Source organism: Erythrobacter sp. RANMB8, from assembly GCF_056848235.1.
This window is the reverse complement of sequence record NZ_JBREHG010000001.1, coordinates 24,722-51,596: the sequence shown is the minus strand read 5'-3', so window position 1 is coordinate 51,596 and position 26,875 is coordinate 24,722. Positions and strand designations below refer to the sequence as shown.

The 26,875-nt window shown below is 66.0% G+C and carries 26 protein-coding genes; 11 read left to right on the top strand and 15 right to left on the bottom strand.

Features of this window, described 5'->3' with window-relative positions; genetic code table 11:
• Window positions 1-3 precede the first annotated feature (3 nt).
• A complete protein-coding gene (locus ACU0AG_RS00265) occupies window positions 4-936 on the top strand; it encodes an SGNH/GDSL hydrolase family protein (RefSeq protein WP_482780250.1) in 933 nt (310 codons plus the stop codon).
• Here the strand turns inward: ACU0AG_RS00265 and ACU0AG_RS00260 are convergent.
• From ACU0AG_RS00260 to fmt, 3 genes are all read right to left on the bottom strand, one after another.
• Window positions 920-2,032 (bottom strand): zinc-binding dehydrogenase, encoded by a 1,113-nt coding sequence (locus ACU0AG_RS00260; protein ID WP_482780249.1) that lies wholly within the window; start codon window positions 2,030-2,032, stop codon window positions 920-922. The genes ACU0AG_RS00265 and ACU0AG_RS00260 overlap by 17 nt on opposite strands.
• A 159-nt stretch (window positions 2,033-2,191) precedes the next feature.
• Complete coding sequence (gene truA / locus ACU0AG_RS00255) at window positions 2,192-2,932, bottom strand: tRNA pseudouridine(38-40) synthase TruA (protein WP_482780248.1); 741 nt, start codon at window positions 2,930-2,932, stop codon at window positions 2,192-2,194.
• Between the two features lie 116 nt (window positions 2,933-3,048).
• Window positions 3,049-3,954: a methionyl-tRNA formyltransferase gene (gene fmt / locus ACU0AG_RS00250; protein WP_482780247.1), complete on the bottom strand. Its 906-nt coding sequence runs from the start codon at window positions 3,952-3,954 to the stop codon at window positions 3,049-3,051.
• 53 nt (window positions 3,955-4,007) lie between these two features.
• On the opposite strand from fmt, the gene recR reads away from it, so the two are divergent.
• From recR to ACU0AG_RS00235, 3 genes are all read left to right on the top strand, one after another.
• A complete protein-coding gene (recR, locus tag ACU0AG_RS00245) occupies window positions 4,008-4,604 on the top strand; it encodes a recombination mediator RecR (RefSeq protein ID WP_482780246.1) in 597 nt (198 codons plus the stop codon).
• A 125-nt stretch (window positions 4,605-4,729) separates the two neighbouring features.
• Window positions 4,730-5,302, top strand: coding sequence for a peptide deformylase (locus tag ACU0AG_RS00240; RefSeq protein ID WP_482780245.1), 573 nt, complete (start codon window positions 4,730-4,732; stop codon window positions 5,300-5,302).
• Window positions 5,303-5,520: 218 nt separating this feature from the next.
• Window positions 5,521-6,948: a DNA recombination protein RmuC gene (locus tag ACU0AG_RS00235; protein ID WP_482780244.1), complete on the top strand. Its 1,428-nt coding sequence runs from the start codon at window positions 5,521-5,523 to the stop codon at window positions 6,946-6,948.
• A gap of 492 nt (window positions 6,949-7,440) precedes the next feature.
• On the opposite strand, the gene ACU0AG_RS00230 is transcribed toward ACU0AG_RS00235, so the two are convergent.
• From ACU0AG_RS00230 to ACU0AG_RS00200, 7 genes are all read right to left on the bottom strand, one after another.
• Window positions 7,441-8,232, bottom strand: a complete 792-nt coding sequence (locus ACU0AG_RS00230) for a TrmH family RNA methyltransferase (RefSeq protein WP_482780243.1) — start codon at window positions 8,230-8,232, stop codon at window positions 7,441-7,443.
• Window positions 8,233-8,321: 89 nt separating this feature from the next.
• Window positions 8,322-8,600 carry an HPr family phosphocarrier protein gene (locus ACU0AG_RS00225; RefSeq protein WP_482780242.1) on the bottom strand — a complete coding sequence of 93 codons (279 nt, stop codon included), beginning with the start codon at window positions 8,598-8,600 and terminating at the stop codon, window positions 8,322-8,324.
• 12 nt (window positions 8,601-8,612) lie between these two features.
• Window positions 8,613-9,038, bottom strand: coding sequence for a PTS sugar transporter subunit IIA (locus ACU0AG_RS00220; RefSeq protein ID WP_482780241.1), 426 nt, complete (start codon window positions 9,036-9,038; stop codon window positions 8,613-8,615).
• A gap of 75 nt (window positions 9,039-9,113) precedes the next feature.
• Window positions 9,114-10,040 carry an RNase adapter RapZ gene (rapZ, locus tag ACU0AG_RS00215; protein WP_482780240.1) on the bottom strand — a complete coding sequence of 309 codons (927 nt, stop codon included), beginning with the start codon at window positions 10,038-10,040 and terminating at the stop codon, window positions 9,114-9,116.
• Window positions 10,037-10,522, bottom strand: a complete 486-nt coding sequence (locus ACU0AG_RS00210) for an HPr kinase/phosphorylase (protein ID WP_482780239.1) — start codon at window positions 10,520-10,522, stop codon at window positions 10,037-10,039. The genes rapZ and ACU0AG_RS00210 overlap by 4 nt, the downstream gene beginning before the upstream one ends.
• Window positions 10,519-12,072 carry a sensor histidine kinase gene (locus tag ACU0AG_RS00205; protein WP_482780238.1) on the bottom strand — a complete coding sequence of 518 codons (1,554 nt, stop codon included), beginning with the start codon at window positions 12,070-12,072 and terminating at the stop codon, window positions 10,519-10,521. The genes ACU0AG_RS00210 and ACU0AG_RS00205 overlap by 4 nt, the downstream gene beginning before the upstream one ends.
• Window positions 12,065-12,838 (bottom strand): response regulator transcription factor, encoded by a 774-nt coding sequence (locus ACU0AG_RS00200; RefSeq protein WP_482780237.1) that lies wholly within the window; start codon window positions 12,836-12,838, stop codon window positions 12,065-12,067. Before ACU0AG_RS00200 ends, ACU0AG_RS00205 begins: the two co-directional genes overlap by 8 nt.
• Before the next feature lie 242 nt (window positions 12,839-13,080).
• Between ACU0AG_RS00200 and ACU0AG_RS00195 the strand changes: the two genes are divergently transcribed.
• Both ACU0AG_RS00195 and ACU0AG_RS00190 read left to right on the top strand, forming a co-directional pair.
• Window positions 13,081-14,742: a phosphoenolpyruvate carboxykinase gene (locus ACU0AG_RS00195; RefSeq protein WP_482780236.1), complete on the top strand. Its 1,662-nt coding sequence runs from the start codon at window positions 13,081-13,083 to the stop codon at window positions 14,740-14,742.
• A gap of 235 nt (window positions 14,743-14,977) precedes the next feature.
• Window positions 14,978-15,301 (top strand): hypothetical protein, encoded by a 324-nt coding sequence (locus tag ACU0AG_RS00190; protein ID WP_482780235.1) that lies wholly within the window; start codon window positions 14,978-14,980, stop codon window positions 15,299-15,301.
• Between the two features lie 23 nt (window positions 15,302-15,324).
• Here ACU0AG_RS00190 and ACU0AG_RS00185 read toward each other — a convergent pair whose 3' ends face one another.
• Together ACU0AG_RS00185 and ACU0AG_RS00180 are read right to left on the bottom strand one after the other, a co-directional pair.
• Window positions 15,325-16,941, bottom strand: coding sequence for a DUF1570 domain-containing protein (locus ACU0AG_RS00185; protein WP_482780234.1), 1,617 nt, complete (start codon window positions 16,939-16,941; stop codon window positions 15,325-15,327).
• Between the two features lie 194 nt (window positions 16,942-17,135).
• Complete coding sequence (locus ACU0AG_RS00180; protein WP_482780233.1) at window positions 17,136-18,986, bottom strand: DUF885 domain-containing protein; 1,851 nt, start codon at window positions 18,984-18,986, stop codon at window positions 17,136-17,138.
• A 73-nt stretch (window positions 18,987-19,059) separates the two neighbouring features.
• Between ACU0AG_RS00180 and ACU0AG_RS00175 the strand changes: the two genes are divergently transcribed.
• The gene (locus tag ACU0AG_RS00175) at window positions 19,060-19,275 is read left to right on the top strand and encodes a hypothetical protein (RefSeq protein ID WP_482780232.1); all 216 of its coding nucleotides are present in this window, start codon (window positions 19,060-19,062) and stop codon (window positions 19,273-19,275) included.
• Window positions 19,276-19,309: 34 nt separating this feature from the next.
• Here the strand turns inward: ACU0AG_RS00175 and ACU0AG_RS00170 are convergent, their stop codons facing one another.
• On the bottom strand, window positions 19,310-19,996 hold the full coding sequence (locus ACU0AG_RS00170) for an energy transducer TonB (protein WP_482780231.1): 687 nt from the start codon (window positions 19,994-19,996) through the stop codon (window positions 19,310-19,312).
• A gap of 310 nt (window positions 19,997-20,306) precedes the next feature.
• The gene (locus ACU0AG_RS00165) at window positions 20,307-20,963 is read right to left on the bottom strand and encodes an alpha/beta hydrolase (RefSeq protein ID WP_069309774.1); all 657 of its coding nucleotides are present in this window, start codon (window positions 20,961-20,963) and stop codon (window positions 20,307-20,309) included.
• Window positions 20,964-21,135: 172 nt separating this feature from the next.
• Between ACU0AG_RS00165 and ACU0AG_RS00160 the strand changes: the two genes are divergently transcribed.
• The 4 genes from ACU0AG_RS00160 (at window position 21,136) to parC (ending at window position 26,051) form a co-directional block, all read left to right on the top strand.
• Window positions 21,136-22,128, top strand: coding sequence for a cysteine desulfurase family protein (locus tag ACU0AG_RS00160; protein WP_482780776.1), 993 nt, complete (start codon window positions 21,136-21,138; stop codon window positions 22,126-22,128).
• A 121-nt stretch (window positions 22,129-22,249) separates the two neighbouring features.
• Window positions 22,250-23,350, top strand: coding sequence for a cysteine desulfurase family protein (locus ACU0AG_RS00155; RefSeq protein ID WP_482780230.1), 1,101 nt, complete (start codon window positions 22,250-22,252; stop codon window positions 23,348-23,350).
• A 2-nt stretch (window positions 23,351-23,352) separates the two neighbouring features.
• The gene (locus ACU0AG_RS00150; protein ID WP_482780775.1) at window positions 23,353-23,682 is read left to right on the top strand and encodes a 2Fe-2S iron-sulfur cluster-binding protein; all 330 of its coding nucleotides are present in this window, start codon (window positions 23,353-23,355) and stop codon (window positions 23,680-23,682) included.
• A gap of 68 nt (window positions 23,683-23,750) precedes the next feature.
• The gene (parC, locus tag ACU0AG_RS00145; protein WP_482780229.1) at window positions 23,751-26,051 is read left to right on the top strand and encodes a DNA topoisomerase IV subunit A; all 2,301 of its coding nucleotides are present in this window, start codon (window positions 23,751-23,753) and stop codon (window positions 26,049-26,051) included.
• Between the two features lie 54 nt (window positions 26,052-26,105).
• Here the strand turns inward: parC and ACU0AG_RS00140 are convergent, their stop codons facing one another.
• Window positions 26,106-26,627, bottom strand: a complete 522-nt coding sequence (locus ACU0AG_RS00140; RefSeq protein WP_482780228.1) for a hypothetical protein — start codon at window positions 26,625-26,627, stop codon at window positions 26,106-26,108.
• Between the last annotated feature and the right edge of the window lie 248 nt (window positions 26,628-26,875).

The window sequence follows — 26,875 nt, the reverse complement described above, 5'->3', positions numbered from 1 at the left end:
AACGTGCTGCGCCGCCGCCTGATCCTTGCCGCCTGCGCCGCAGCTCTCGCCGCAGGAGGCGTGGTGCTGGCAGGTTATCTTTCCGACGATTTCCGGCGCGAGGTGCGCGTGGCGCTGGGCCTGCCGAAGTTCTGGGTCACCAATTTCTACGTCGACGAGACCACCCACGCCCGCGTCGCCTGCCCCGATCCGGCGAGCGATCCGATCGTGATCGTCACCGGCGGCCAGTCATTCGCGGGCAATGCCCATGGCCCGATCAAGGACGTCATCGGCAACCCGCGCAATGCGCAGGTCTTTGCAAGGAAGTGCTTTGCGCTCGAAAGCCCGGTGCTGGGCGCAACCACCCACGCGATGGCGGTGTGGCCCAAGCTGGGCGATCTGCTGGAACGCGCCACCGGACGCCCGGTGGTGTTCATCAACGGTGCGGTGGGCGGATCGCAGATTGCCGATTTCCTCGACGAGCGTTCGGGCTATCTGCCGCGCCTCACCACGACCATCGCAGAGGCCGAGGCACTGGGGCTGGGGCCCGATATCGCGATCTGGATTCAGGGGACGACCGATGCTGCAATCGGCATGGACCCGGCCACCTACGTGGCTGACCAGAAGGCCGTGATCGCTAGGGTCGAAGGCGCCATTCCCGGCGGAGCGAGGCCGGACTGGATCATCCCGCTCAGCACCGCCTGCCAGGGCCGGGCGGGCACCGGCAAGGCGATCGAGCAGGCGCTGGTCGATTTCGGCCAGCGCGAGGGCGCACGGTTCCACATCGCCCCTGATATCAGCGCCTACGGCCCCGAACTGCGTTACGATGGCTGCCACCTCAATCCCGCCGGGCGCGACCGGCTGGCGCAGGAACTGGCGGACATCGTGCTCCCCATCCTCGCTGCCAAAGCGGCAAGCGAGGACGGGGAGGGCAAGGCCATTACCCCCAGGGGGTGACGAGGTATTTCTCGCCGGTCTTCATCTGGCGGTAGTCAAGAATCGCGTCCTTCTCCAGCATCCCTTCCAGCGTCACCTTGGCCTTGTAGTGGCTGGCGAAGGTGGTGGTGAGGTTCTGTTGCACCCGCGTGCGCATCCGCACCACGGTTTCCATGCCGGCACGCTGGAGGAAGGGAGTCAGCAGCCAGCCCGCCACGCACCACTGGAGGCCATAGGACGCGGTCAGGATGGTGGGGTTCTGAAGATCGAGCCGGCCATAGATATACATCTTCTTCTGCTGGTTCGAACCATAGCGCGAGAACTCGCCCATCTGGGATGCTGCGACCTGTTCCATCGCCTTCAGCACGCTGTCCGAGGCCTGCCCGCCGCCGATCGGATCGAAGCCGAGATAGGCGCCGGTTTCGGCAATCGCGGCGCGCAGATCGGCCATGTAGGTGGGGGCCGAGGAGTTCACGACATATTGCGCGCCCTGCGACTTCAGCAGCGCCACATGCTCGTCCTTGCGCACGATGTTGACCAGCTTCATCCCGTCTTCGATGCAGATGCGGTTGAGCATCTGGCCAAGGTTCGAAGCGGCGGCGAGGTGGATGATTGCCGAGTGGCCTTCCATCTTCGCGGTCTCGACAAAGCCCAGCGCAGTCATCGGGTTGACGAAGCTGGAGGCCCCGACCTCGGACGAATGCTCGCCCAGCGGCAGGCACATCATCGCGTCGGCAATGGCGTATTGCGAGAAGGCATTGCCCGGCACGCAGGCGACGCGCTGGCCGATCAGCGCCTGCGCCATGTCGCTTTCGCCGGCCGCGATCACCGTGCCCGCGCCTTCGTTACCCGCAGGCAGACGCTGGCCGTGGCGGCCCTTCTGGCCCGACAGAAACGGCTCGGGCATGGTCGCGACGACCTTGCCGGGGGTGTATTCGGCGGTCTCGAAATCGGCGGCGCTGGTGAGGATCGCGAGATCGCTGGGGTTGATCGGCGCGGCTTCCATCCTGACCAGCACCTGATTGCCGGTGGGGGCGGGGAAGGTGCTCTCGGCGACCTCCAGCGTCAGCTTGCCGTCGGCGGTAAGGGTGGTGAAAAGCTGCTTTCCGGTGGTCATTGAACGTCTCCCTTGGTTGCTGGCGGGCCTAGGGTTTCTGGTTGGACTAGGCAACCGTTGGCGAGGGCCCACCCCCTGCCCCTCCCGCAGGCGGGAGGGGGACTGGTTGGCGCTGAAACTCCCCTCCCGCTTGCGGGAGGGGCAGGGGGTGGGCACGAATCAGGAATAGGTCGCCTCGACGAAATAGAGCCCGTGCGGCGGGGCGTTGAGCCCCAGCGCACCCCGATCCCGCGCCGCCAGCGCCTCGGCCATGCGGTGTTCGGGCCACGTGCCCGCGCCGACCAGCTTGAGGCAGCCGACCATCGAGCGCACCTGATGGTGCAGAAAGCTTCGTGCGGCGGCGTGGATGTGGATCTCCTCGCCGACCCGCTCCACGTCCAGCCGATCGAGTGACTTCACCGGATCGGCGGCCTGACAATGGACGCTGCGAAACGTCGTGAAGTCATGCCGCCCCACCAGCGCCTGCGCGGCGCGGTGCATCGCCTCTGAGTCGAGCGGCTGAGGCACGTGCCATGCGCGGCTGCGCGACAGGGTCAGCGGCGCGCGGCGATTGGCGATGCGGTAGAGATAGCGCCTGCCGGTGCAGGAAAAGCGTGCGTGCCAATCGCCCGGCACCACCTCGCAATGGGTCACGGCCACAGGATCGGGGCGCACTTGCGCATTGATCGCGGCCATCAGGCGGAACGGATCGAAGGGCTTTTCGATGTCCACGTGGCTGCGCATCGCCAGCGCATGCACGCCCGCATCGGTGCGGCCCGCCGAGTGCATGACGACGCTCTCGCCGGTGATCCGCTGGAGCGCGTCCTCGATGGACTGCTGCACGCTCGGCCCGTGGGACTGGCGTTGCAGCCCGAAGAACGGCGTGCCGTCGAATTCCAGGGTGAGCGCGAAGCGGGTCATGGCTCAAGCCTCGTCATTGCGAGGAGCCGGAGGCAACGAAGCAATCCATGGCCTGCCGTCGCCGCGCGAGGAAAGAGTCGTCCATGGATTGCTTCGGCTGCGCCTCGCAATGACGATCATTGGAGCACCGTCCCTGCCGCAACCGGACGCCCGCGGAGGAACTCGGCGCGTTCGAGCACCGGCTTGCCCGCCCGCTGGAGCCTGAGCGGCCGGATCGCGCCCGACCCGCAGGCGATGGTGAAGTCATCATCGAGCACCGTTCCGGGCGCGCCGCAGGCGTCTGCCACCTCGGCAAGCAGCAGCTTCACCCGCTCCCCGTCGAGCTCAAACCACGCTCCCGGAAACGGCGCGAGGCCGCGCACAAGGCGTTCGATCACCTTGGCGTCAGCAGTCCAATCAATCTTGCTTTCCGCCTTGTCGATCTTGGGGGCGTAGATCGCTTGCTCCTCATCCTGCACTTCCGGCGGGAAGGCGGGGAGATCGGCCAGCACCTCGACCATCGCCGCCGCGCCGAGCGCGCCAAGTTCTCCGAACAATTCGCCCGTGGTCTTGCGCCCCACCGGCACGGTCACCTTGTGCAGCATCGCACCCGTGTCGAGCCCGGCTTCCATCTGCATGATGGTGACGCCCGTCTCGGCATCGCCTGCCATCACCGCCCGGTGGATCGGCGCTGCCCCGCGCCAGCGCGGCAGCAGGCTGGCGTGGATGTTGAGGCAGCCGTGCTTTGGCGCATCGAGCACCGGCTGCGGCAGGATCAGGCCATAGGCCGCCACCACCGCCACGTCCGCCTGCAACGCGGCAAACTCGGCCTGCGCCTCGGCACCGCGCAGCGACACCGGACAGCGCACCGGCACCCCCAGCCGCTCGGCCTCGATCTGCACCGGCGAGGGGCTAAGCTTCTTCCCCCGGCCCGCCGGTCGCGGCGGCTGGGTATAGACGCAGGCGATGTCATGCCCCGCCCCTTGCAGCGCCTGCAGCGCCGGAACCGCAAATTCGGGCGTCCCCATGAAGATGATGCGCATAAGCTGTGCCCGAAGCCTTTGTGAAGCGAAGCGCAGCCCCTATCTCTCCCCCCATGGCATCGCAAGAGATCGAAGCCCTCAGCTCCGCGCTTGCCCGTCTGCCGGGCTTGGGCCCGCGTTCGGCGCGGCGGGCGGTGCTGTGGCTGGTCAAGCACCGCGAGAGCGCGCTGCCCGCGCTGCTGGAGGCGCTGGCGGGCGTCGCCGAGACGCTGGTCGAATGCGCATCTTGCGGCAATGTCGACACCCGCGACCCCTGCGGCATATGCGCCGACCCGCGCCGCGATGCGCGGTCCTTGTGCGTGGTGGAGGAGGTCTCCGACGTCTGGGCGCTGGACCGCGCGCGGCTCTTCCCGGGTCGCTACCATGTGCTCGGCGGCAGGCTCTCGGCCCTCGACGGCATCGGTCCCGAAAACCTCAACATCGCCAGCCTGCTTGCCCGCGTCGAAGGGGGCGGGGTGGACGAGGTGGTGCTCGCCATGAACGCGACGCTGGAGGGCCAGACCACCGCGCACTACCTCGCCGAGCGGCTGGAGGCCCATCCCGTCCGCGTCACCCAGCTCGCCCACGGGTTGCCGGTCGGCGGGGAGCTCGATTACCTTGACGAGGGCACGCTGGCGCAGGCCTTGCGGGCGCGCAGACCGGTGGGGTGACTTTCCCACCCCCAACCCCTTCCGCAAGCGGGAGGGGAGCGAGACTTGGCGGCTTTGCCGCCTAGTCGCAGCGGGGTGGGCATGCACGCGTTGAATAAATCGCGCGCCTCGCCTAAATACCCCGCATGGCTATCCGCGAAATCCTCGAAGTGCCGGACCCCCGGCTCAAGATCGTCTCGACCCCGGTCGAACCCCACGAGTTCGGCCCCGAGCTCAACACGCTCGTCGAAGACATGTTCGAGACGATGTACGACGCCCCCGGCATCGGCCTCGCCGCGATCCAGGTCGGCGTGCCCAAGCGGGTGCTGGTGATCGACCTGCAACCCGAAGACCCGGATGCCGAGCCCGTGGAATGCAACCACAACGGCCACAAGCACACGCATCCCGCCACCAAGAAGGAACCGCGGGTGTTCATCAATCCCGTGATCCTCGATCCGGCCGCCGAGCTTTCGACCTATCAGGAAGGCTGCCTCTCGGTCCCCGAAATCTACGCCGACGTGGATCGCCCGGCGACCTGCCGCGTGCGGTATCAGGACCTTGACGGCAACACCCACGAGGAAGCGCTCGACGGCCTGATGGCAACCTGCCTCCAGCACGAGATGGACCACCTCGAAGGCATCCTGTTCATCGATCACCTCTCGCGGCTGAAGCGGGCGATGGTGCTGAAGAAGCTGGAGAAGATCAGGCGGGCAGCGTAGCTTGTTTTGCAAACCCGCCTCCGCGGGTTTGTCCTCGGGGCTGTTCCTCCGCTTCGCTACGGGTCCCTGCGGGCGGGCGGTCGCCCTTGCGGCGCTGTGCGCCGTGATTATGCCATACTCACCACCGTCACCCCGGACTTGATCCGGGGCAAGGCTTTCTTGTTGGAAATCACATCGCAAGCCTAGCGTTCTCCATTCGTTCCTTGTAGGAATACGCGATGGACCCCGCGATTCTCTCGATCATTGCTCTCGTTGCCGGCGCTTTGCTCGGCTGGTTTCTGGCCTCGCGTCCGCTTGCGGATCTGCGCGCCCGCCTTGCTGCTGCCGAGGCGGCGGCGGGGGAGCGTGAGGCGGATTTCAAGCGCGCCGTTGCCGAACTTGGCGAAGCGCGGATCGAGGTGGCCGCGCTGGGTGAGCGCGCCGCGCGGGCTGACGGGCTGGTCCAGCAGATCGACGCGCTGCGCGAGGAAAACGCCCGTTTCCGCGCCGAACGTGCCGCCTTCGATGAACAGAAGCGGCTGCTGGAAGAATCGCGATCGAACCTCCTCAAGGAATTCGAAAACACCGGCGCGGCGGTGCTGGGCCGTGCGCAGGAAGCCTTCCTCAAACGTGCCGAGGAACGGCTCGGCCATTCCGAGAAGGCGAGCGAGGAGAAGCTGAAGGCGCTGCTTTCTCCCGTGGGCGAAAAGCTGGCGAGTTACGAAAGGCAGGTCGCCGATCTGGAAGCCAAGCGCACCGATGCGTTCGGGCAACTGGCGGGCCTGATCCAGTCGATGCGCGAAGGGCAGGAACAGGTCCGGCGCGAGGCGCAGCGGCTCGGCAATTCGCTCACCAATCAGCCCAAGGCACGCGGGCGCTGGGGGGAAAAGGCGCTCCAGAACCTGCTCGAACAATGCGGGCTGGCGCAGCATACCGATTTCGTCATGGAGCATTCCGTCGCGACCGAGGACGGGCGGCTGCGGCCCGATGCGATCGTGCGGATTCCCGGCGGCAAGGTGCTGGTGATCGATTCCAAGGTGTCATTGAACGCCTATCAGGAAGCCTTCGAGGCGGATTCGGACGAGGCCCGCGAACGGGCACTCGCCGATCACGTGCGCTCGATGCGCAATCACGTGCAGACGCTGGGCACCAAGAGCTACCAGTCGCAGTTCGAGGAAGCGCCCGATTATGTGGTGATGTTCGTCCCCGGCGAACATTTCGTCGCCGCCGCGCTCGAACATGATCCCGATCTGTGGAACTTCGCCTTCGACAAGCGCGTGCTGCTGGCGACACCGACCAACCTCGTCGCCATCGCCCGCACCGTGGCGCAGGTGTGGCGGCAGGACGGGCTGGCGAAAGAGGCGCAGGAGATCGGACGGATGGGCGCCGAGCTCTATGACCGGTTGCGGGTGGCGGCAGAACACCTCAAGCGCGTCGGCGGAGGGCTGGAGTCGGCAGTCAACAATTACAACAAGTTCGTCGGCAGCTTCGAACGCAACGTGCTGACATCGGGCCGCAGGCTGGCGGAAAAGGGCGTCGAGATCGGCAAGCAGGCCATTGAGGAAGTGCCGCTGGTGGAAAGCGCGCCGCGCTACAATGCCGCCGATGGCGATGCGGTCGAGGTGGAATACCCGGCGCTCGAAGGGCGCAAGGACGCGGCGGAGTAGCACGCATCAGGCTGGCAGCGGCGCGGCGGCTTTCCTACTGCCGCCGGCCGCGCCATCCTTGCGGGGCCTGCTCTTTCCCATTGTCGACCCGCGTACGGCCAATGCGCGAAAACACGCGCCATTACCCTGTCCGTCCGCCTGGCGGTTCGGGATTCAACGCAATGAAATCTAAGGATATTTTGAGTTTAGGCGAAGGTGACAGGGTGTAACTTTTGTCACCCTGCCTGGAGCGCTTTCCGACCAATCCGGGTCATCCTGACGGAGCCGGTTTTGGCCCAGAGCAAGGAATGAGGAGGGAGCCATGCTGCGGCATAGTGACCGACGAATGACACAGCACTGGGCCAAAACCGGCCCGCCCCTGCGCGGTCGTGTCAGGAAGTCCGCTGGCTTCGTCGCGGCACTTGCAGGGGCAACCAGCCCCTGCTGCGCGCCACTCCTGTCCAGCGGACTTCCTGACACGATCAGGGTGACCCGGATTGGTCGGAAAGCGCTCTAAAGGCTGGCGAGCACCTCGTAAGCCAGCACCGCGCCCGCCACCGCCGCATTGAGCGAATCCGCGCGGCCCTTCATCGGCATCGTCACCCTGAGGTCGCAGGCCATCTCGTAGTCTTCCGGCAGGCCCTGCGATTCGTTGCCCACAAGAATGAAGCACGGCGCTTGATAGGCCGCGCCGCGATAGGGCACTGCATCGCGCAAGGACGCCGCCACCAGCTGGCCTTCACCACCGCGCAGCCACGGCAGGAATTCCTCCCACCGCGCCTGCGCAAGGCCCACGGTGAACACCGCGCCCATGCTCGCGCGCACGGCCTCGGCGCTGAAGGGATCGGCGCAGTCGTCGATCAGGATGAGGCCGCCTGCACCCACCGCATCGCAGGTGCGCAGCATGGTGCCGAGATTGCCCGGATCGCGCAGCGCCTGCGCCGCCAGCCAGATCGGCGCGGCGGTGCGATCGAGACGGGCAAGCGTTGTGTCCCATTCGTCGAACACGCCGGCGACGCTCTGGGCGTTGTCCTTACCGGTGATCTTGGAGAGGATATCGGGCGTGGTGGCAATCACCTCTCCGCCCGCTGCGATCACCTCCGCCTCAAGCCGTTCGAGCAGCGGATGTTCGCGCCCCTCGGCCAACACCAGCGTCTGCGGCAGGCGGCCGCTGGCGCGGGCATCCTCGATCAGGCGCAGCCCCTCGACCAGAAACGCGCCCGCCCGCTTGCGATGCTTCTTGTCACGCAGGGACCGCAGGTATTTGACGGTCGGGTTGGAAAAGCCGGTGATGTGCTTGCGCATGGGGTAAGCCTATGCCGTTCGTGTCGAGCGTAGTCGAGACACCTTGCACCGGCCTCTCGACTGCGCTCGAGGCGAACGGCCTTGTGGTATCAATCCTCGCCGAAGCCGTTTTCGATCATCGCCACCAGTTCGGCGAGCACTGCATCGGCCTCATCGCCCTCGACCCTGACCTCGACTGTGTCGCCCTTGGCCGCGCCCAGCATCATCAGGCCGAGAATCGATCCGCCCGCAGCGCTGTGCGGCGGCTTGGACACGGTGACTTTCACGCCTTCGGGCAGGGCGGCCACGGCGCCCACGAATTTCGCGCTGGCACGGGCGTGCAGCCCGCGGCGGTTGACGATTACGACGCTCCGGCTTGCCTCCCCCACGGCGGCGTCCCCCTATGCCTTGGCCCGCACCGGCGCGGGGTCCTGCCCCAGCAGCTCGCTGGCGATGGTGATGTAGTTGCGACCGGCGGCCTGCGCCGCGTGGACGGCGGCCGTCACGTCCATCGCCTTGCGTGCACCCGCCAGCCGGATCAGCATCGGCAGGTTGATGCCCGCAATCACCTCGATCCGCCCGGCATCGAGCAGCGAGATCGCGAGGTTGGAAGGGGTGCCGCCGAACAGGTCGGTAAGGATGATCACCCCGCCGCCGCTGTCCACCGCTTCGATCGCGCCGGCGATATCGGCGCGGCGCTGCTCCATGTCGTCATTGGGGCCGATGCAGACCGTCACGATCCCGTCCTGCGGGCCGACAACGTGCTCCATCGCCTCGACAAACTGGTCCGCGAGGCGGCCATGGGTTACCAGGATCAAGCCGATCATGCGTGAAAAAGGGTCCGTTGCTAGCCAGCCGGGGTGCGAGCCTTACGCGTTTGCACTGATCCGGGCAATGCGCGTCTAATGACGGGGCCGTTCGATCTCGTCGGCGGCGCGCGATCCCAGATTGCGATGGCGGACAGTGGGCGAAAATCCCGCCATGCGCAAGCTTTCTGCCATGGTCTCGGCGGTGTAGACCGAGCGGTGCCGCCCGCCGGTGCAGCCGAAGGCGACATGGACATAGGGTTTGCCCTGCGCCTGATAGCGCGGCAGCAGCACCAGCAGCAGGTCGCGGATACGGGCGAAGGCATCGGCGAAGGCCGGATCGCGTTCGATATGCTGCCCCACCGGCGCATCCTGTCCGGTAAGCTCGCGCAAATCCGGCACCCAGTGCGGATTGTCGAGAAACCGCATGTCGAACACCAGATCGGCGAGCGGCGGCATCCCGCGGGCAAAGCCGAAGCTTGAGATGGTCAGCGTCATCGCCGATTCGCTGTCTTCGGTTCCGAACTGCCCGCGCACCTGTGCCTGCAGATCGTTGCTGGTCATCGCCGAAGTGTCGATCACCAGATCGGCCCAGCGGCGCAGCGGTTCGAGCAATTCGCGCTCCGCGGCGATGCCTTCCTGCACCGTGCGCCCGGCGGCCATCGGATGACGGCGGCGGGTTTCGTTGAAGCGCCGTTCCAGCTCGGCTCCGGTGCAGTCGAGGAACATGAACACCGGCGCGATATCGGCGCGGGCGGCTAGGTCCTTGAGCAGCGCGATGATTTCGGCAGGCACGAAGCCGCGGGTGCGCGAATCGAAGCCGATGGCGAGCGGGCCGCGGGCCTCGTCCGGCATGGCGACCAGCCGTTTGAGCAGGCGGACGGGGAAGTTGTCGATCGTCTCCCAGCCGAGGTCTTCCAGCACCGCCAGCGCGGTGGATTTGCCCGCACCCGAAAGGCCTGTCACCAGCAGCAATTGCTGGGGTGCGGCGGGATCGGCAGGAGGGGCGGCGGGTTCGGTCATGGCCGGGTATCTTGCGCGGATGGCGACGAAAGGGAAGCGTCTTCGCCACCCAGTCCGTGCAGCGCAATCGCGTGCCGGGCGCGGGCGGCAGGGGCGATCGTGCCGGGATCGAAGGCCAGCACCGGAATCTCCACCCCCGCGATCATGCGGCGTGGCAGCGGCATTTCGGGCAGGCGGTCGGACGATGCGCCGCCCAGCGCGAGCATCAGTGCCACCGGGGCAGGCGGGGCGACGGGCAGGGTCGCAAGGCCCACCCCGCGCACTTCCAGCAAACCGGCGATATTGGGCGGCGGGAGGGCGATCAGGCGGTCTCCTTCGCGCACCAGCGTAACCGCATCATCGCCGATCAGCCCTGCTCCGGTTTCGATCAGCGCGAGGGCGAGACTGGATTTGCCGCTGCCCGGCGGGCCTTCGATCAGCACCGCACGCCCGCCCATCGCGACAGCGCCAGCCTGCATCACGAGGGGTGCAGCCCCGGTCATGGTGCGGCGGGCAGGGCAAGGCGCAGGCACGCGCCGGCTGCACCATCCGGGCGGGCATCGGCCAGCAGCGATCCATCATGCGCCTCGGCAATGGCGCGGCCGATCGCGAGGCCGAGCCCCGAGTGATTGCCGAAGCTTTCGCCTTCGGGACGGTCGGAATGGAAGCGGCGGAACACGTCCTCGCGCCGTTCGGCCGCGATCCCCGGGCCTTCGTCGCACACTTCGGTGATGACCTGCCGTTCGCTGCGTTCGATATGGACCGTCACCGTGCCATCGGGCGGGGAGAAGGACACGGCATTGTCGAGCAGGTTTTCGGCCACCCGTTCAAGCTGCGTCGGCACGCCCATCACCGTGCAGGCGCCGCCCCCCGCTTCGAGCACCAGCCGCCGCCCGCCATTCAGCCCGCGATCCTCGCGGCTGCGGATGAGGTTGGCAAACAGGTCTGCCAGATCGACCCGTTCCAGCTTGGCGCGGCTGATTTCGGATTCGACCCGGCTTGCGGCGGCGATTTCGGTCACCAGCCGGTCGATCCGGCGCACGTCATGCGCGGCGATTCCGATCAGCTCCTGCCGCAGGGCAGGGTCCTCGACCCGCGGGAGGGTGTCGACCGCGCTGCGCAAGCTGGCGAGCGGGTTCTTGATTTCATGGGCGACGTCGGCGGCGAAACTGTCGACCGCATCGATCCGCTGGCGCAGCGCCCCGGTCATGTCGGACACGGCGCGGGCCAGCAGGCCGATCTCGTCACTGCGCTGCGGCAGGCGCGGCACCTCGACCTCGCGCTCGCGGCCCTGGCGCACCCGCACCGCCGCCTTGGCCAACTGCCGCAGCGGAGTGACGATGGTGCGGGCGAGGAACAGCGACAGCAGCGCCGAGGCCGCCAGCAGCAGCAGCATGGCAAAGCCCAGCGTGGTGCGCGCCGAACGGACGCTTTCGGTAATGTCGACCGCGTTGCGCACGGTCAGCAGCGTCGCGCCCTGCAAGCCCACCGGCGCGGCGGCAGTGATCACCGGCGTCCCATCGCGCCAGTCATAAAGCCGCACCTGCGACAGGCCGAGTTCGCGCGCCCGCGCCAGTTCGGGCCAGGCATCGGCATCCTGCGCTTCAGGCTCGACATAGTCCTGCACGCTTTCGGCGCTGACGATGGTATCGACGGTGCGGTCGAGCCAGCGGGCAAAGCGCTGTTCCCAGTCGTCATCATTGATGTCGTTGAAGCGGAACGAGGGATCGGCGAGGGCGAAGCTGTCGGCCGTCAGCTTGCCTTGCGCATCGAACATCCGCAGCCGCATCCGCTGTTCCTTGCCGATCTGCACCAGCAGAGCCTCCTGCCGCTCGCGGCTGGCCCCGGCGAGCGCCTCGGCGGTGATCTGCGCCTCGATCCGGGCGAGCTTGAAGCGTTCGTTGATCAGCTGCGCGCGGTAGCCATCGAGATAGAACAGCCCGCCTGCAATGATCAGCAGCGGCAGGATGTTGACCGCCAGAATGCGGCCCGTCAGCGCGAACCGGCCGGTGGCGGTCAATTGTTCGCCGCTCGGGCGAGGCCGGTCAGGCATCGGTAAAGCTGTATCCCGCGCCGTAGAGCGTATCGATCGCATCGAAACCGGGATCGACCAGTTTGAACTTGCGCCGCATCCGCTTGATGTGGCTGTCGACGGTGCGGTCATCGACGAAGGCATCGTCCGGGTAAGCTGCATCCATCAGCTGGTTGCGGCTCTTGATCACGCCGGGCCGGATGGCGAGGGCTTCGAGGATCAGGAATTCGGTGACGGTGAGGCTCACGGCCTTCCCATTCCACATCACCTGATGGCGCGCCGGGTCCATGAACAGGCGTCCGCGCACCAGCGTTGCGGGAGCGGGCTCGGGCGTGGCGACCGGGCCGGTGCCGGCTGGCACCGTGTCCGCACGGCGCAGGATGGCGCGGATGCGCGCGATCAGTAGGCGCAGGCTGAAGGGCTTGGCGATGTAATCATCCGCCCCCAGCTCAAGCCCGGCCTCCTCGTCGCTTTCATCATCCTTGCTGGTGAGGAAGATCACCGGAAGGGCGGAATTCTCGCGCAGGCGGCGCAGCAGTTCCATCCCGTCCATCTTCGGCATCTTGATATCGAACACGGCCAGATCGGGCGGATTGTCGAGCAGCGCCTTCAAGGCAGTCTCGCCATCGGAGTAGAGGCGCGTGGCGAAGCCTTCGGCCTGCAATGCGATCGAAACGGTGGTGAGGATGTTGCGATCATCATCCACCAGCGCGATCTGCAGCTTGCGGCCGGAATCGCCGGTCTGGGTGTGCGCTTCGCCGGAAGGGCCGGAGATGGTGTCGGACATGGTGCCAATGGGTAGCCTCAACCCGCGCCCGAGACAATTGCCTGTGGATGGCTGAAAGTCCCGGTTGGCCGCCCCGCAAAATTGCTATGTCGCCGCCGGTTTGACGCGGACAGAGTCGCCAACTAAGGCCCCGGACACGGGATCGGGTGGCACGTCAGCCCTTTCCCCGCCCAAGGTTGCATACGTATGCGCAGATGCTACGGAGTACGTGAGGGGGCGGGGGATTCGCTGGCGAGTGCCTGATGACCCTGCCTCGCATCACTCTGCCGCCTCGCCCAGGAGACGTTACGTTGACTTCGCTCGCAACCCCGCTGGCCGCCCAGAACCTCGCCACCCGCGCAAAGATCCACGCCAACCTCGGCACTTCGGCGCTGGTGGAACACGCGCTGAAGAAGGGTGAAGGCCAGCTGACGAAGCATGGTGCGCTGCTGGTCGATACCGGCCGGTTCACCGGTCGCAGCGTCAAGGACAAGTACATCGTCCGTGACGCCGAGACCGAAAACACCATCAACTGGGGGCCGATCAACCAGCCGATGAGCGAGGCCCATTTCGCCGCGCTGAAGGCCGATTTCCTCAAGGAACTCGAAGGGCAGGACGAGCTCTACGTCGCTGACCTGTTCGGCGGTTCGCAGCCGGAATATCGCGTCAACGTGCGCGTGATCAATCAGCTGGCGTGGCACAACCTGTTCATCCGCACTCTGCTGGTGCGCCCCACGTCTGACGAGCTCGCCAGCTTCGTCCCCGAATACACCATCATCAACCTGCCCAGCTTCAAGGCCGACCCGGAACGTCACGGCTGCCGCAGCGACACGGTGATCGCGGTCAGCTTCACCGAAAAGCTGATCCTGATCGGCAACACCGAATATTCGGGCGAGATGAAGAAGGGCGTGTTCGGCCTGCTCAATTACCTCCTGCCCGCGCAGGGCGTGATGCCGATGCACTGTTCGGCCAATATCGGCGCCGACGGCAAGAGCGCGATCTTCTTCGGCCTTTCGGGCACCGGCAAGACCACGCTGTCGGCTGACGCCAGCCGCACCCTGATCGGCGATGACGAGCACGGCTGGTCGGACACCGCGGTGTTCAATTTCGAAGGCGGCTGCTACGCCAAGATGATCAACCTCTCCGCCGAGGGTGAGCCGGAAATCTACGCCACCACGCAGATGTTCGGCACGATCCTCGAAAACGTGGCGATGGACCCGGACACCCGCGAGCTCGACTTCACGGATTCCTCGAAGACCGAAAACACCCGCGGCGCCTATCCGATCGAGTTCATCCCGAACACGAGCGAGAAGAACCTCGGCCCGGCGCCGTCGAACGTGATCATGCTCACCGCCGATGCCTTCGGCGTGCTGCCCCCGATCGCGCGGCTGACCGCGGATCAGGCGATGTATTACTTCCTCAGCGGCTACACCGCCAAGGTCGCGGGCACCGAAATCGGCGTGACCGAACCGGAAGCGACCTTCTCCACCTGCTTCGGCGCCGCCTTCATGCCGCGCCATCCGAGCGTTTACGGCAACCTGCTGAAAGAACGCATCGGCAAGGGCGGTGCGGAATGCTGGCTGGTCAACACCGGCTGGACCGGCGGCAAGTATGGCACCGGCAGCCGCATGCCGATCAAGGCGACCCGCGCGCTGCTCAACGCCGTGCTCGACGGCAAGATGGACGATGTCGAGTTCCGCAAGGACCCCAATTTCGGCTTCGATGTGCCGGTTTTCGTGCCTGCGCTGGCTGAAGCGGGGCTGGACCAGACCATCCTCGATCCGCGCAGCACCTGGGCTGACGGTGACGAGTATGACGCCACCGCCAAGAAGCTGGTGCAGCTGTTCATCGACAACTTCGCGCAGTTCGAAGCCCATGTCGACGAAGGCGTGCGTCAGGCCGCACCGGCGCCCGTCGCCGCCTGATCGCCACACGAGTTGGAGAGGAGAGCCCCGCCCGGCGCAAGACCGGTGCGGGGCTTTTTATCAGCGCGCCAGGATGCTGTCGCATCACGCGCTGGAAATGCTCAGGCGCCGCACGGGCTTGACCAGAGGATGATGAATCACATTCACCACCCTCTGGTGTTACCTTCCGTTACTTTGTCCTGCCGCGAATTTGCGGCACAATCTCTCCCGACTCGATACCTGGGAGGACAAGGACATGAGCATTCTCGACGGAATTCTGAAGAACATCGGCGGCGCGCCGGATGATGTGGTCAATCTGGCCAAGCAGGTGGGGCTTGACCCCGCGATGGTCGAAAAGGCGATCGCGACCCTCGGCCACACCCATCAGCTCGATGGCGACACGGTCGAACTGGCAGCGGAAAAGACCGGCCTTCCCAAGGACGCGCTGAGCCAGATCGTGGCGGCCATCGGCGGCGAGGGCTCGCTTTCCAACTTTGCCTCGATCCTCGACAAGGATGGCGATGGCAATCCGGTGAACGACATTCTGGGCATGGCCAAGGGGCTGTTCGGCAAGAGCTGAACGGGCTTTGCCGGCGGGGGCGTTCAACCGTCCCCGTCGCCTTCTTCGTCGTCGTCACCCTCAACAGAGCCATCCGGATTGAACCCGCTCACCCTGATGCGCTGACCATCGGGGGTGACAGCAAGCCGCTCCATCAGCCCGCGTGCCGCCGCGGCCCGCTTGCCCCCGTGGGGGTCCGCCGCCACCGGCCCGAGCAGGAACCGCGCCAGCGTGTTTTCCCCTTCCGAAGCCTTGAGGATCGCCACCTCGACCGAGAGGTTCTGGTCGAAGGGGGCAAGCTCGCTCGCCCGTTCGATCGCATGGCGTGCGCCATCAGGCGGGCTGACCCCGCGCCGGGTAAAGCTGCGGAAATAGTGGATCAGCGGCTGGGTGTGATCGGCCTCGATCGCATTCAACGCCTCGAACGGGCGCATCGCATCGGCGAAGGCCGCGTCCTTGTCCTCGGCGTCCTCGGCCTTGCGGAACAGGGCATAGCCGTGCTGCACATAGGCGTTGATCGCGCCGGGATCGGCAGCCACGGCAGCTTCGGCAGCGGCGATGGCAGCATCATCATTGCCGGCGTCATACTCGGCCTCGGCCAGCGCGGCGAGCACCGCTCCATCGCCGGGATAGCGCGCGGCAATCCTGCGCGCCTCGGCCACGACAGCGGCGGCTTTCTCGTCATCGACGCCGCGTTCCGATTGCATGATGACCGGCATCATTGCGGCGTGGCCCGCGCTGAGCGGGGTGACACGCACCGCGCCGATGCGGATCGCGTCGGCACTGAAGCGCATCCCCGCCATGCTGCGCTGGCGGCCATAGGCATCGAGTTCCTTTTCCAGCACCGCCAGATCGCCGAACACCTGCTTGCCCGCAGTCAGACTGTCTGTGCCGTTGGCGACCGCCTGCCAGTATCGCGGCAGTTGCCCCGCACGGCCCAGATTGAAACGCAGGCAATGGAACAGCAGCCAGCTGCGCCCGTAATAGGCGGTGTAGCGCGAATCGCTCTTCTTGCGGAAGGTCTCGTAATCGAGCAGTTCCTCGACCGAAACCGGCACGGCCTGGCTCAGCTCCCACGCCCGGTCATTATTGGGCAGGCCGAGATCGACCGATCCATCCGCGCCGAAGCGGGCGGAGGAGAAATATTCCGCCGCCCCCTCGCTCAGCCAGCGCGGCATGGCGTGGCGCGAGGTGCCGATCAGGAAGTGGTGGGCATATTCGTGCAGCAGCGTGCCGAGTTCGCGCGGCAGCGTGTCACCCGTGCCGCGCCGGCGGCGGGTGCCGGTTGCGCCGCGGCTGCCGTCAGTCGCGCTGATGCGGACATTGGGCACGAAGGCGACCGAGCCCTTGGCGCGGGGGATGTAGAAGCCGCCGACCGATGAACGCGGCGCGCCATATAGGGTGCGCAGTTCCTCGACCGTGCCGACCAGATAGATGGTAAGCCGGTTCGACGGACTGGGCACTGCGACGCGCCGGCCGCTCTCAAGCTCCATCGCGACATGATAGCGTTCCAGCGTCTGGGCAAATTCGCGCAGGTCCTCGGCGCGCGAATCGGAATAGATCACGAAGCGGTCGCTCGATGCCTGATGCCATTCAGCCAGCACCGGCGATGCCGCGACGAGCAGCGCGGCTGCGGCCATGCGGAAGAATGCCCGGATCATATACCCCCCTTTCACCATGCCTGCGATTGCATGGCGATCGGGACAGGATATTGATTTTCGCGTGTCTTACCAGCGCCGTATTGCGGCGCTTTTTACCAGCGCGCCAAGATGCTGCCGCATCACGCGCTGGAAATGCTCAGGTGCCGCACGGGCTTGACCGAAGGGCGATGAGGCAAGCTCATCGCCCTTCGGTATTACCCCTTCGCCTGCGCGATATACCGGCTCACCGTGTTCGCCACCACGCTCAGCGGCGCGTTGCCGCCCAGCACCACGGCGGTGTTGAACGCCTTGAAATCATACCGCGAACCAAGTTCGGCCTGGGCGCGGGCGCGCTGGCGGACGATTTCGGTGTGGCCGATCTTGTAGCCGCAGGCCTGTCCCGGCCAGCTGCAATAGCGATCGACTTCCGAGGCGACTTCCTCGACCTTGGAACCGTTGCGTTCGACAAAGAACTGGCGGCCCTGTTCGCGGGTCCAGCGCTTTGAATGGAGGCCCGTGTCCACCACCAGACGGCAGGCACGGAAGGCGAGGGATTGCAGGTAGCCGAGCCGCCCGACCTTGAATTCGTCATAGGCGCCCAGCTCGTCAGCCAGCTGTTCGCCATAGAGCGCCCAGCCTTCGCTGAAGGCGTTGAAGGCGAGGATCGAGCGGATCAGCGGCAGGCGGTTGGAAAACTCGCCCTCCCATACGTGGCCGGGGATGCTCTCGTGGAAGGTGAGGTCGGCCAGATCATACTTGCGGTGCAGATCGGTGGTGCGCAGGTTGATCCAGAACCGGCCCGGAATCGAGCCATCCTTGCTGCCCGCCCCGCCATAGGCACCCGGCGCGCCGGGTTCTTCGGCGAGCGGCAGGCGGCGCACCTCCAGCGGCGGATCGACCAGCTGGTTGAAGGCACGTGGCATCTGCGATTTGATCCACGCCACGCGGTCGTTGATGAAGCTGAAAATCTCGGCGCGGCCCGGATCGCCCTCGGCGAATTTGTAGCGCGGATCGTCTGACAGGGCGCGCATCCGGTCCCCCACGCTGCCGGTGGTATAGCCGATCTCGCGCAAGATCGGGTCCATCTTCCCGTGGATTTCCTCCAGCTCGGCAAGGCCCTGACGGTGGATCTCGTCCGGCGTCATGGAGGTGGTGGTCGATGCGCCGACCGCCCAGCTGTAATATTCCTCGCCCATCGGCTGGGCCCACATCCCCGCTGCGTGCTTGGCCGAGGCGCGTTGCACCTTGAGTTCGGCAAGCTGCCGTTCCAGCGCGGGGACGATGCCGGTGGCGACAATCCGTTCGGCCATCGCCGCGTTGCGATCCGCCCCGGCCACGCCCGAACCGGCGAGCGGCCCGGCATAGGAATCCTTCGCCTGACCAAGGCTCGCCTCCATCTGGGCAATTGCCTTGTCGAGCAGGAAGGAAGGCGGCACCACGCCCATCCCGCGCGCCGAGCGGATACGGTCCAGCTCGCCATCGAGGATCGCGGGCACCTCGGCCAGACGGTCCATGTAGGGGCCGATGTCCTCGGCGGTCTTCATCGGCTGGGTCGATCCGAAGAAGCGCGGCAGATCGATATAGCCGCCCACGTTCTGGATCACGACATAGGGCGCATTGCGCCAGCTGCCGACGGCGACATCGCCATAGGGCAGGGCCATGCCCTTCACGGCGCTCGCAAAGGCGGTTTCCACCACCTCGAACCCAATCTGCTGGTCGCTGGTCAGGCCCGCCTTGGGATAGGCCCTGGCTTCGGCGACCAGTTCTTTCAGGGTGGCGGCATATTCGCTGCGGCCTTCCTCGCCGCCCGTGCCGAAGGTGGAGCGCCAGGCGGCATAGTCTCCGGTATCGACCCCGAGCCCGGTGGCGCGGCCCGGTTCATGCGCCAGCATCCGGTAGGCGATCGCATCGAGCGCGGCATCGGGCGCGAGCGCGCCGATCGGGGCCGAGGCGCTGGCCGGCGCCGCGCCCGATCCCGCACAGGCGGGCAGCAGCGCAAGGGTGGAAACTCCGCCAAGACCGGCAAGCGTCTGGCGGCGGGTGAAATCGGCAAATCTCTCTCTCATGCGGCCGAGGTTTGGCGAGCGGGCGCGCCCAAGTCAATTGCGCGGGGGCGCGATTGCGGGCTAGAGTACAGCCATGACCGATATCGTGCTTTCGATCGTGATGCTGGCCGCGCTGGCGCTGGTGGGCGGGGCTTTTGCCCTGTGGCGGCGCACCGGCCAATGGAAGAACCCGGCGCTGATGCTGGTGCTGGCGGTGATCGCGGTGATCAACGTGCTGATCTGGACCATCCCCACCAGCAGCGGCGAAGCGCCGATCACCCAGATCAAGACAGCCGGAGAAGCGCAGTAAGAGCGGCGCGGCCCGAAAACCGCGCCGCCTTTATTCAATCAGGGATCCGCCAGGTGATCGTGCCGCTGTAGCTGCCAGCCACCGGCCTGCCATTGCCATCGCGTGCCGCGTCGAAACGGGCGCGCTCGCGGATCAGCTGGCAGGTGGCGCTGTCGAGCGGTTCGTGCCCGGTCGAACGGGTGATGGTGCAATCGGTTACCTTGCCGCTCGCATCGATGCCGAGGGAGAAGCTGGCGCTGCCGGTCAGGCCTTCACGCATCCAGCGCGGGCGATAGTCGCGGTCGGTTACCCAGCGACCCGGATTGGTGCGCGGGCTGGCGCCCACCGGCTTGAACGGCGAGGCGCTGGGCGTCGGCTGCGGGATGCCGAAATCGACCGGGCCGGTGACCGGTCCGATCAGATCGCCGGTGCCGGGCAGGGTGCCGACCGGATCGCTGCGCCCCAGATCGACCGGCAGCATACCGGTTGGCGGGGTCACTGTGGTGCGGGTGGAGGCAGTCGCAGTCTTCGCGGTGCTCGTCGCCGGTTCGACCGGATCGGGCGGCGGCGGGGGGATCGGGATCGGCCTGACGGTAAAGCCCTTGAGGCGGGGTTCCGGCGGTGCGGTTACAACGGTGACCGCCAGTCCCACCACCATCAGCGCGCCCACGGCAGCGGGGATGCCGAGAGCGCCTGCAAGGGCGGCGGGGTTGGGACGGCGGGTGTTGGAGGCGTAGGTCATTCAGGGGGCTCCTCTCTCCATCATCGTGGGAGCGGCGGCCGGAGTGCTGATGACACCAACGCTTTCGAGCAAAACCCTCCGGCCCCGCTCACGCGCATAATTACTATGCTTTTTGATAGGGGCGAAATGGTTTCGCGTTGCGACTGAAAACCAATTGCAGAAAAATCACGCAAGTTAAGCTAGGCCGTTCGCCCTGAGCTTGTCGAAGGGTCGTTCTTCACTTTTGGAACTCGGCGCGAGTCTCAAGGAAAAAACAGTCCTTCGACACGCTCAGGACGAACGGGGAAGGGGTGTGCGCCGCTCCAGCCTTTTACTTGATCGGGCAATCCGGGCTCAGGCGGAAATCCAAATAATTGTCGACCGAGGCCATCAGTTCTTCGAGCTCGTTTTCGAAGAAGTGGTTGGCACGCGGGATTTCCTCGTGGTGGATGGTGATGTGCTTCTGGGTGCGCAGCTTGTCGACCAGCTTCTGCACCGCATTGGGCTGCACCACGGTATCCGCCGCACCCTGCACGAAGATGCCGCTGGCGGGACAGGGGGCAAGGAAGCTGAAGTCATACATGTTGGCCGGCGGCGCGACCGAGATGAAGCCGCGCACTTCGGGGCGGCGCATCAGCAGCTGCATGCCGATCAGCGCGCCGAAGCTGTAGCCTGCGATCCAGGTGCTCTGCGCTTCGGGGTGGATCGACTGCACCCAGTCGAGCGCGCTCGCCGCGTCGGAAAGTTCGCCGATGCCGCTGTCGAATGAGCCTTGCGAACGGCCCACGCCGCGGAAGTTGAAGCGCAGGGTGGCGAACCCGCGGTCGGCGAAGGTCTTGTAGAGCCGCTGCACGATCCGGTCGTTCATCGTGCCGCCGCCTTCGGGGTGCGGGTGCAGGATCATCGCCACCGGCGCACGCGGGCGCGGGGGCGGGGAGAAACGGCCTTCAAGACGGCCTTCCGGGCCGGGAAAGATGACTGAGGGCATCGGGCAAACCTTGTGATCGAGAGCCTGCGCGCCGGGTGGCGCTGGCGATTGCGCGGCCTATATAGGGGCACGCGCGAAAATCGCAATTTCTTGTGAGGAAATGGTCATTCCCCGACGGGTCTATCTCGATCACGCCGCCACCTCGCCGCTGCGCCCCGAGGCGAGGGCGGCGATGGAGGAAGGCTTTGCCATCTGGGCGAACCCCTCAAGCCCCCACGCCGAAGGCCGCCGTGCGCGCGCCGCGCTGGAGGACGCGCGCGAGCGGGTGAAGCGGGCGCTGGGGTGGGAAGGGGAGGTGATCTTCACCAGCGGCGCGAGCGAGGCGCTTGCGATTGCGCTCAACCGCTGCAAGGCGAGCCGCCGTATCGTCAGCGCGGTGGAGCATGACGCGGTGTTTCGGGCTGCGCCGGATGCCGAGGTGATCGCCCTCGGGCAAGGTCCGTTGGTGGGAGCGGTCAATCTCGCCAAGGCTCTGGAAGGAGGCGACAGCCCCTTGGTCGCCATCCAGCATGTGAATTCGGAAACCGGGGTGATGCAACCGCTGTTCGAGTATGCGCCGATTGTGCGCGAGGCTGGCGGACTGCTGCTGGCCGACTGCTCCCAGAGCGCAGGAAAGCACGAACTGCCCGACGTCGATTTGGCCGTCATCTCGGCTCACAAGTTCGGAGGACCGATCGGGATCGGCGCATTGCTTGTGCGGGATTTCGGTATGCTCGAACCGATTGGCGGTCACGAACGAGGCTATCGACAGGGGACGGAGAACCTTCCCGCCGCCCTCGGCATGGCAGCCGCGCTGGAACAATGGCCATCGGAAGGCTCCGAAGCATTTGTCGAAGTTGGCGACAAATTCATCGAGCTGAATGATCTGGTATGGGAGGCTGGGGGCCAGGTGATTGACGGCGAGGGGATGACCTCAATGTTCATCGGTTCTATCGCCCACCCCACGCTGAGCGCCCAAGCCCTGCTGATCCGCCTCGACGCCATGGGCTTTGCGGTGTCGGCGGGGAGCGCCTGTTCTTCGGGTACGCTCAAGAAAAGCCGGGTGCTCGATGCCTTTGGCGTTGCCGATGATGTCGCCGCGCGCACGATCCGGGTCAGCATCGGGTGGTCGACCACGCCCGAGGAACTGGAGCGGTTCAGCGAGGCTTGGGCTTCGCTATGCTGATTTCGTCATTGCGAGGAGCCGAAGGCGACGCGGCAATCCATGGCCCGTCGTGGTGCCGGGTCGCAATGTCGGGCCATGGATTGCTTCGCTTCGCTCGCAATGACGAGGTAGGGGCAGGCCCATGATCTACCTCGACTATCAGGCCACAACGCCGCTCGCGCCCGAAGCCCGCGAGGCGATGTTGCGCTGGCTCGGCGGGCCTGCCGACGACACTTTCGGCAATCCCCATTCCCCCCACCGCATGGGCCGCATGGCCGCCGCCGCGATCGAGGCCGCGCGTGATCAGGTCGCCGCGCTGATGCCCGCAGGCGGCAAGGTGATCTTCACCTCCGGCGCGACCGAGGCGCTTAACATGGTGCTGCAAGGCACATCCGGCGATGTCATCACCTTTGCCACCGAACATGCCGCCGTGCTCGATTGCCGGCGGGTGGTCGAGGCGCAGGGGCGGCGGTTTACCGTGCTGCCCGTCTTGCCCGATGGCCGCGCCGATCCGGAGGCGCTTTCGACCGCGATCACGCCAGCCACCGGGCTGGTCGCGATCATGGCAGTCAATAACGAGATCGGGGTGGTCCACCCGCTCGAAGAAGCCATTGCGATTGCCCATGCGGCAGGGGTGCGGGTGCTGGTTGATGCCGTCCAGGCTGCCTCCAGACTGCCCTTGACCCCGTTTAGACCCGATTACATTGCCGTCTCGGCGCACAAGATGCATGGCCCGAAAGGCATAGGTGCTGTGTGGATCGCGGCTGATGCGGGCTTGCCTGCCCCTCTGTTATGGGGCGGCGGGCAGGAGGCGGGCTTGCGTTCCGGCACGCTCTCGCCCGCCCTGTGCGCAGGCTTCGGCGCGGCAGCGCGGCTGGCGGGAGAGGATATGGCCGAGCAAATGTTTCACGTGAAACATTTGTGGAACGCCGCCCGCGATGCCTTTGCGGACTGGGATTTGAACGGCAGCGCCGCCCACCGCTGGCACGGCAATCTCAACATCAGGAAGGACGGCCTCGATGTCGCAAGGCTGATGAGCGATTGCAGGCAGGTGATGTTCTCCGCCGGAAGCGCCTGCGCCTCTGGCTCTGGCCGCCCCAGCCACATGCTGCGCGCTATCGGATTGACCGACGCCGAGGCAAAGTCCTCTATCCGCCTCGGCTTTGGCCGCTATACCAGTGCGGCTGAAATCGAAACCGCAGCCGCCATGATCAACGCGGCCGCCAGGGAACAGGGCCTGTGAGCATCACCATCACCTTCATCGATCCGCGCGGCAAGCCGGTTAGCGCCACTTGCGAGCCGGGCGACAACCTGCTGCGCGCAGGGCAGGCGGCGGGCCTGCCGCTCGAAGGCACATGCGAAGGCCAGATGGCCTGCTCGACCTGCCACGTGATCGTCGCCGCCGAGTGGTTCGACCGCCTGCCGCCCGCTGCCGAGGAAGAGGAAGACATGCTCGATTTTGCCGCCGGTGCGCGCCGCACCTCGCGCCTGTCGTGCCAGATCGAACTGACCGCCGACATGGACGGGCTGACTGTCAGCGTGCCTGCCGAAAGCAACGACCTCAGGCGCATGTAAAAGCGCTCAACCCTGTGGAAACCCCTCTCCCTCGCACGGGCGGGGATTGCTAGACGGGGGGAATGTCCGTGTCCGATACCACCGAGCCTGATGACAGCTTCGACGCGATCGTCGATGCGCCCTTCGATGCCGCGCTGTCCGAGCGCTATCTCGTCTATGCCCTGTCCACGATCACCGCCCGCTCGCTGCCCGATCTGCGTGACGGGCTGAAGCCGGTGCACCGCCGCCTGCTGTGGGCGATGCGGCAGCTGAAGCTCGATCCCTCGTCCGCCTTCAAGAAAAGCGCCCGCGTCGTCGGCGACGTGATCGGCAAATACCACCCGCATGGCGATGCGAGCGTTTATGACGCGATGGTGCGCCTCGCGCAGGATTTCGCGCTGCGTTATCCGCTGGTCGAAGGGCAGGGGAACTTCGGCAATGTCGACGGCGATAACGCCGCCGCCTACCGCTATACCGAAGCGCGCCTGACCAAGACCGCGCTCGAACTGATGGCGGGGCTCGACGAAGGCACGGTCGAATTTCTGCCGACCTATAATGGCGAGGAAGTGGAGCCGGAGATTTTCCCCGGCCTGTTCCCCAATCTGCTCGCCAACGGCGCGAGCGGTATCGCGGTCGGCATGGCGACCAGCATTCCCAGCCACAATGTCGCGGAAATCGTCGATGCGACGCTGGCGCTGATCGATAACCCCGGCGTCACGCATGAAGAGCTGATGACGCTGTTCAAGGGGCCCGATTTCGCCACTGGCGGACAGGTGGTCGACAGCCCGGCGATGATCGCCGAGGCCTATCGCACCGGGCGCGGGGCGTTCCGCCTGCGGGGCCGGTTCCACGCGCCCGAAAGCAAGGACGCCGAAGATATCGCGGCCGGCATCGAACGCCTTGGCGGCGGGCAGTGGCAGCTGGTGATCTCGGAAATTCCCTATCAGGTGCCCAAGAGCAAGCTGATCGAACAGATCGCCCAGCTGATCGCCGATCGCAAGCTGCCGATCCTTGAGGACGTGCGCGACGAAAGCGACGAGGCGATCCGGATCGTGCTGGTGCCCAAGAGCCGCAATGTCGATCCGGAACTGCTCAAGGAAAGCCTGTTCAAGCTGACCGATCTGGAAACGCGCTTCAGCCTCAACCTCAATGTGCTGGACGCGCAGCCCGGTTTCGGTCGCACCCCGATGGTGATGGGGCTGAAGGAACTGCTGGAAAGCTGGACCCGTGCCCAGATCGACATCCTGCAACGCCGCGCGCAGCACCGGCTCGACAAGATCGCCTCGCGCCTCGAACTGGTGCGCGGTTACATCATCGCCTTCCTCAACCTCGACCGGGTGATCGAGATCATCCGCACCGAGGATGAACCCAAGCCGGTGATGATGGCCGAATTCGATCTGACCGACCGGCAGGCCGAGGCAATCCTCAACATGCGCCTCAGGTCGCTGCGCAAGCTGGAGGAAATGGAGCTGCGCAAGGAGCAGGACGCGCTGCTGGCCGAACAGGCCGAATTGCAGGCGCTGCTCGAAAGCCCCGCCAAACAGCGCACCCGCCTGAAGCGCGATCTGCGCAATCTGCGCAAGGATTATGCCGAGGATACCCTGCTCGGCCGTCGCCGCACGCTGATTGCCGAGGCCGCACCCACAGTCGAATTCAGCATGGATGCGATGATCGAGAAGGCGCCGGTGACGGTGATCCTCAGCCAGAAGGGCTGGATCAGGGCGGCGAGCGGGCATGTGCCGCTGGATCAGGAATTCAAATACAAGGAGGGCGATGGCCTCGCCTTCATCTGCCATGCCCAGACCACCGACAAGCTGCTGCTGGCCGCATCCGACGGGCGGTTCTTCACGCTGGGCTGTGACAAGCTGCCAGGCGCGCGCGGCTTTGGCGAGCCGGTGCGCACCATGATCGATCTCGAGACCGAGGCCAATGTGGTGGCGATGATGGTGCACCGCCCCGGTGGCCGCCTGCTGCTCGCTTCCAGCCACGGCAAGGGCTTTGTCGCGGAAATGAACGAGCTGCTCGCCGAAACGCGCAAGGGCCGGCAGGTGGTCAACCTGAAAGACGGCGCGGTGCTGCGGGTGATCCGCCCGATCGCCGAAGGGCACGATCACGTCGCCTGCGTTGGCGACAACCGCAAGCTGGTGGTGTTCAACCTGGAAGAACTGCCGGTGATGACCCGCGGGCAGGGGGTGCAGTTGCAGCGTTACCGCGATGGCGGGATGTCGGATGCGACCACCTTTGTGCTGGCCGACGGGCTCAGCTGGCAGATGGGCGGATCGGGGGAGCGCACGCGCACCGAAACCGAAATCCGCATGTGGAAGGTTGCGCGCGGTGCGGCCGGGCGGATGCCGCCGCAGGGCTTCCCGAAGGACAATCGCTTCGACTGACGCGCAATCGGGCCGCAGCGGCAAAAGCAGCTGCGGCCCCCTGATAAAGGGCGCTTACTGCGCGCCGCCCCCGGCCTTGCGGCTGGCCGCAGCGGCGGCGATCTGTTCGCGGGTAACCAGCGCCATCAGCTGGCCTTGCGGGTTGACCGCGAAATATTCCTTCTTGAGCACGATCGGGCCGTCCGGACTGTCGAGCGTGATCACATCGGCAGCCAGATCGACCTTGGAGAGGGTCCCCGCCGGATTGCCATTGATCGACACCACCGCTGCACCGGCGACCAGCGCGGCATCGCGCTTCGCGGCGGCTTCGGCCACTTGCTTGTCCATCATGGCATCGACCTGATCCTTGGTCGCATTGACCGCAGGACCGGTTTCGCCTTCGAAGATCAGGCTGACGGGAACCGGCGCCTTGTGCTTGCCGGTGTTGATCACGATCACGCTGTCGTTCTTCTGTTCGACAGTGCCGATCGGATTGCCATCATTGCCATAGATCGTCGTGCCGACATCCTGTGCGATTGCCACGGCAGGGGCGGCGGCAAACAGGGTGGCGGCAAGCGCCAGCTTCACGGTTTTCATCAGTCTTTCCCTTTCATGCATGTCCGGGTCGCGCCAAAGGGACGGCGCGTCCGGGGGGGATGTGCGGGCGCGTGCAGCCTCGAAAAGCTGCGGCGGAAGGGCGCAGGAAACGGCCCTGAAAAGAGGGGTGCCCGGCGCTGTCGAACATGCGCCGGATCATGCCCGCAAAGCGAACCTAACCGCTGGTTTGCAGAGGTGACAACCGCTGCGGGGGCGGGCCACCGCGTCCAAGGCCCGCTTCACCCCGC

What these genes read in the sequence shown, in the direction of transcription:
- truA (WP_482780248.1), bottom strand. Translation starts at nt 2,932, where the DNA reads ATGACCCGCTTCGCGCTCACCCTGGAATTCGACGGCACGCCGTTCTTC.
- fmt (WP_482780247.1), bottom strand. Translation starts at nt 3,954, where the DNA reads ATGCGCATCATCTTCATGGGGACGCCCGAATTTGCGGTTCCGGCGCTG.
- recR (WP_482780246.1), top strand. Translation starts at nt 4,008, where the DNA reads ATGGCATCGCAAGAGATCGAAGCCCTCAGCTCCGCGCTTGCCCGTCTG.
- ACU0AG_RS00220 (WP_482780241.1), bottom strand. Translation starts at nt 9,038, where the DNA reads ATGATCGGCTTGATCCTGGTAACCCATGGCCGCCTCGCGGACCAGTTT.
- ACU0AG_RS00260 (WP_482780249.1), bottom strand. Translation starts at nt 2,032, where the DNA reads ATGACCACCGGAAAGCAGCTTTTCACCACCCTTACCGCCGACGGCAAG.
- ACU0AG_RS00140 (WP_482780228.1), bottom strand. Translation starts at nt 26,627, where the DNA reads ATGAAAACCGTGAAGCTGGCGCTTGCCGCCACCCTGTTTGCCGCCGCC.
- ACU0AG_RS00200 (WP_482780237.1), bottom strand. Translation starts at nt 12,838, where the DNA reads ATGTCCGACACCATCTCCGGCCCTTCCGGCGAAGCGCACACCCAGACC.
- ACU0AG_RS00185 (WP_482780234.1), bottom strand. Translation starts at nt 16,941, where the DNA reads ATGATCCGGGCATTCTTCCGCATGGCCGCAGCCGCGCTGCTCGTCGCG.
- ACU0AG_RS00205 (WP_482780238.1), bottom strand. Translation starts at nt 12,072, where the DNA reads ATGCCTGACCGGCCTCGCCCGAGCGGCGAACAATTGACCGCCACCGGC.
- ACU0AG_RS00230 (WP_482780243.1), bottom strand. Translation starts at nt 8,232, where the DNA reads ATGCGCAAGCACATCACCGGCTTTTCCAACCCGACCGTCAAATACCTG.
- ACU0AG_RS00235 (WP_482780244.1), top strand. Translation starts at nt 5,521, where the DNA reads ATGGACCCCGCGATTCTCTCGATCATTGCTCTCGTTGCCGGCGCTTTG.
- ACU0AG_RS00210 (WP_482780239.1), bottom strand. Translation starts at nt 10,522, where the DNA reads ATGACCGGGGCTGCACCCCTCGTGATGCAGGCTGGCGCTGTCGCGATG.
- ACU0AG_RS00180 (WP_482780233.1), bottom strand. Translation starts at nt 18,986, where the DNA reads ATGAGAGAGAGATTTGCCGATTTCACCCGCCGCCAGACGCTTGCCGGT.
- ACU0AG_RS00170 (WP_482780231.1), bottom strand. Translation starts at nt 19,996, where the DNA reads ATGACCTACGCCTCCAACACCCGCCGTCCCAACCCCGCCGCCCTTGCA.
- ACU0AG_RS00155 (WP_482780230.1), top strand. Translation starts at nt 22,250, where the DNA reads ATGATCTACCTCGACTATCAGGCCACAACGCCGCTCGCGCCCGAAGCC.
- ACU0AG_RS00160 (WP_482780776.1), top strand. Translation starts at nt 21,136, where the DNA reads ATGGAGGAAGGCTTTGCCATCTGGGCGAACCCCTCAAGCCCCCACGCC.
- ACU0AG_RS00195 (WP_482780236.1), top strand. Translation starts at nt 13,081, where the DNA reads ATGACCCTGCCTCGCATCACTCTGCCGCCTCGCCCAGGAGACGTTACG.
- ACU0AG_RS00240 (WP_482780245.1), top strand. Translation starts at nt 4,730, where the DNA reads ATGGCTATCCGCGAAATCCTCGAAGTGCCGGACCCCCGGCTCAAGATC.
- ACU0AG_RS00190 (WP_482780235.1), top strand. Translation starts at nt 14,978, where the DNA reads ATGAGCATTCTCGACGGAATTCTGAAGAACATCGGCGGCGCGCCGGAT.
- ACU0AG_RS00165 (WP_069309774.1), bottom strand. Translation starts at nt 20,963, where the DNA reads ATGCCCTCAGTCATCTTTCCCGGCCCGGAAGGCCGTCTTGAAGGCCGT.
- ACU0AG_RS00175 (WP_482780232.1), top strand. Translation starts at nt 19,060, where the DNA reads ATGACCGATATCGTGCTTTCGATCGTGATGCTGGCCGCGCTGGCGCTG.
- rapZ (WP_482780240.1), bottom strand. Translation starts at nt 10,040, where the DNA reads ATGACCGAACCCGCCGCCCCTCCTGCCGATCCCGCCGCACCCCAGCAA.